This is a genomic window from Gordonibacter pamelaeae 7-10-1-b (assembly GCF_000210055.1).
GTDB classification, from domain to species: domain Bacteria; phylum Actinomycetota; class Coriobacteriia; order Coriobacteriales; family Eggerthellaceae; genus Gordonibacter; species Gordonibacter pamelaeae.
Genome location: NC_021021.1, coordinates 285,937 through 289,382, shown reverse-complemented (window position 1 = coordinate 289,382; position 3,446 = coordinate 285,937). Strand labels below are relative to the sequence as shown.

Here is a 3,446-nt window from a genome sequence, read left to right as displayed (position 1 = left end):
CGCCTGATTCTTCCATATCCCATCTCCTTTCCCCTAGAACACGGGGAAGGAACCGTCATTTGTTGCGCTCTGCCCGAAAAAAGACGGGCGGTTTCGATCGCCCGTCGAAACCGCCCGTTGGGCGCTCGCGCCCTCGCTTGCCGCCCTCTTTGCCTTACCGCAGGCTGGCACCCAGCTCGCGGGCATCGTCGAGGGCGGGGTTGCCGGCGATGTCGCCTACGCGGTACACGCCGCCTGCCAGCACGCGACCCAGGTCGCGCCAACCCATGCGCTCGCAGAGCACCTCGTAGTAGGAGACGACGGGGGCGAAGTTGCGTTCCGTGTCCTCCTCGGCGGGCATGAGCAGCACGCAGCCCTTGCCGCCCGCCTCGGCTGCGGCCGCCTCCGCGGCGCGCATGCCGGCCTCCATGAGCGCGAACAGGCGGTCGAGCACGGCCTTCTCCTGCGCGGTGACGCTCCAGCAGTACATAGGCGACGCCAGCACCACCACGTCGGCCGCGCGGTAGGCGGCGTATACGGCGTCCATGTCGTCCTTCTGCACGCAGGGGCTGTCCGCATCGGCGCCGCCGCCCAAGCAGCCCCGGCACGGCGCGATGTCCATGAGCGCCACGTCGAATCGCACGACGTCGTGGCCCGCCTGGGCGGCCCCTTCCGCGAACGCGTCGACGAGCGCCGCCGTATTGCCGTTCCTCCTCGGGCTCCCGTTCAGCACCAGCACGTTCTTCCCCATGGTCCTCCGCCTTCCCTCGTCTGCCTGGCCGCATCCGCTTTGCCTTGCCGCGCACGCCGCGCCGTTCCCGTCAGCCGTGCGCGGCTTCCGTCGCAGCCGATTGTACCGCGCCCACCGCGGCCCCGCTGCGACGGTTTTCAAATCGCGTCCCTGCTTCCCGCCCACGCGCTCGTTCGCGCGGGCGCCGCCCTTTCGCCGCCCGCCGGGCGGGGGAGGGAGTATACTGCTGTAGCAGGCTAAAGCGGCTCGGCTCCCACGCAACGACGGCGCGGCTCCCCTGCGCGACGGCAGCCCTCGGCCTCACCTTATACAAGAGAAGGAGAAGAACCATGCGCTACGTCCACTGCTTGAACAACATTTCCTCGCACGGAACCGACCTGCTCACCGATTCCTACGAGCTCACCGACGACCCTGCGAGGGCATCGGCCATCCTCGTGCGCAGCGCCGCCATGCACGACATGGCGTTCGGCGACGGTCTCCTGGCCATCGCGCGCGCGGGGGCGGGCGTGAACAACATCCCCACGGATCGTTGCGCCGAGGAGGGCATCGTCGTGTTCAACACGCCGGGCGCCAACGCCAACGCCGTGAAGGAGATCGTGCTGTGCGCGCTTCTGCTGGGAAGCCGCGGCATCGTGGACGGCATCGCATGGTGCCGCGACAACGCCGACGACCCGAACATCGCCAAGGCGGCGGAGAAGGCGAAGAAGCAGTTCGCCGGCTGCGAGATCAAGGGCAAGAAGCTGGGCGTCATCGGTCTGGGCGCCATCGGCGCCGAGGTGGCGAACGCGGCTGTGGCGCTGGGCATGGACGTGTACGGCTACGACCCGTACGTCTCGGTGGGCGCCGCATGGCGCATCTCGAGCGCCGTCCACCACGTCACGAACCTGGACGACCTCTTCCGCACCTGCGACTACCTCACCATCCATGTGCCGGCCATGGAGGGCACCATCGGCATGGTGGGCGGGCGCGCCTGCTCGCTCATGAAGGACGGCGCCGTGGTGCTGAACTTCTCGCGCGACACGCTCGTGGACAACGCCGCCATGGCCTCGGCGCTGGCGTCGGGCAAGGTGGGCGCCTACATCACCGACTTCGCCACGCCCGAGGTCATGAAGATGGAGCACGCGATCGTGCTGCCCCACCTGGGCGCGTCGACCGCCGAGGCCGAGGACAACTGCGCCGCCATGGCCGTGCAGGAGATGATGGACTACCTTGAGAACGGCAACATCAAGAACTCGGTGAACTTCCCCGCGTGCGACATGGGCGCGTGCCCTGCCGGCATGAGCCGCGCGGCCGTCATGCACGAGAACATCCCCAGCATGATCAGCCGCATCACCGATGTGTTCGGCGAGGAGGGCGTGAACATCGAGAACATGACGAACAAGTCCCGCGGCGACGCCGCCTACACGATGCTCGACCTCGACCAGCCCGTGCCCGCCACCGCCGTGGAGAAGCTGGAGGCCCTCGAGGGCGTCCGCCGCGTGCGCGTGGTGTGTTAAAGGGAGGTTCCGAGCCGCGCCGCATGTCCGAGGGGCATGCGGCGCGGCGGCAGCAGGGCCGGCCCGTTCTCGGGTTCGGCCCTCCTCCCCGCAGGCGGGGAGGGAAGATGCTCGCAAAACGAAAAAAGCCAGCCGGTTCTGCCGGCTGGCTTTTAGGTTCTCAATGGTGGACCGTCGGGGACTCGCGTATTCGCTTCGCGAATCCGCACCCCTCGGCATCGCAGATGCCTCGGGCGTTTTCCTAAGAACAGCCCACCGGGCTGTTCTCTTAACGGAAAACCACCTCATCGGTTCGAGTCACCGTTCCCCAAAAATGCAACAACCCCGCATAAGCGGGGTTGATTTGATTTCAATGGTGGACCGTCGGGGACTCGAACCCCGGACCTTGGGATTAAGAGTCCCCTGCTCTACCAACTAAGCTAACGGTCCAAAGAAAAAACTATGTCAAAGTGCTCAAAGCGCTGGGCTATCTTAAAGCATGCGTCCAGCGATTGCAAGCCCTAATTTCAAAAAGCGCGCTGGGGTGGCTAATCGGACTCGAACCGACGACCTCCAGAGCCACAATCTGGCGTTCTAGCCAACTGAACTATAGCCACCAAGGCGCAAGGTGGAAGTATACGGATTTTCTCCCCTGAGTGCAAGAGGATTATGGACAAATTGTATCAGACTTGCTGCAATCGGGCTCTGATCGGCCCGTTTAGAGTAGTATAGTTGCCTGAAACGCCGTGTTTTCCGCCGGTTGGAACAGCTTCGGGCTGCCGACCGCTTCCGGCCACGGCGCAAAAGCCGGCGTCGCGCGCCTGGGCGCGCCCGCCACCATCCCTTTCACCGAGGAGCGGCACCACGTGGAAAAGCAATCATCTGAAAAGCGCTTCGCGCTCTTGATCGACGCCGACAACGTGTCGGCGAAGTATATAAAGCCCATCACCGACGAGCTGTCGAAGTACGGCACCGTCACCTACAAGCGCATCTACGGCGACTGGACACTCACGCTCCACGCCAAATGGAAGGACGCGCTGCTGGAGAACTCCATCACGCCCATCCAGCAGTTCGGCTACACGCAGGGCAAGAACGCCACCGACTCGGCCATGATCATCGACGCCATGGACATCCTGTACACGCGCTCGGTGGAGGGCTTCTGCATCGTGTCGAGCGACAGCGACTTCACGCGCCTGGCCAGCCGCATCCGCGAGAGCGGCCTCACGGTCATCGGCATGGGC

At 65.1% G+C, this 3,446-nt stretch carries 3 protein-coding genes and 2 tRNA genes; 2 read left to right on the top strand and 3 right to left on the bottom strand.

All coding sequences use genetic code 11. The annotated features are described in order from the left end of the window. Positions 1-154: 154 nt before the first annotated feature. Positions 155-730 carry a flavodoxin family protein gene (locus tag GPA_RS01275; protein ID WP_015538718.1) on the bottom strand — a complete coding sequence of 192 codons (576 nt, stop codon included), beginning with the start codon at positions 728-730 and terminating at the stop codon, positions 155-157. Positions 731-1,059: 329 nt separating this feature from the next. Between GPA_RS01275 and GPA_RS01270 the strand changes: the two genes are divergently transcribed. Further along, on the top strand, positions 1,060-2,226 hold the full coding sequence (locus tag GPA_RS01270; protein WP_015538717.1) for a phosphoglycerate dehydrogenase: 1,167 nt from the start codon (positions 1,060-1,062) through the stop codon (positions 2,224-2,226). Positions 2,227-2,579: 353 nt separating this feature from the next. On the opposite strand, the gene GPA_RS01265 is transcribed toward GPA_RS01270, so the two are convergent. Beyond that, positions 2,580-2,655 (bottom strand) — tRNA-Lys (locus tag GPA_RS01265). A 90-nt stretch (positions 2,656-2,745) separates the two neighbouring features. Beyond that, positions 2,746-2,822: transfer RNA gene (locus GPA_RS01260), tRNA-His, on the bottom strand. 249 nt (positions 2,823-3,071) lie between these two features. On the opposite strand from GPA_RS01260, the gene GPA_RS01255 reads away from it, so the two are divergent. Next, positions 3,072-3,446 (top strand): NYN domain-containing protein (locus GPA_RS01255; protein ID WP_041239909.1); only part of this gene is annotated, 375 nt, incomplete at its 3' end.

What these genes read in the sequence shown, in the direction of transcription:
- GPA_RS01270 (WP_015538717.1), top strand. Translation starts at nt 1,060, where the DNA reads ATGCGCTACGTCCACTGCTTGAACAACATTTCCTCGCACGGAACCGAC.
- GPA_RS01275 (WP_015538718.1), bottom strand. Translation starts at nt 730, where the DNA reads ATGGGGAAGAACGTGCTGGTGCTGAACGGGAGCCCGAGGAGGAACGGC.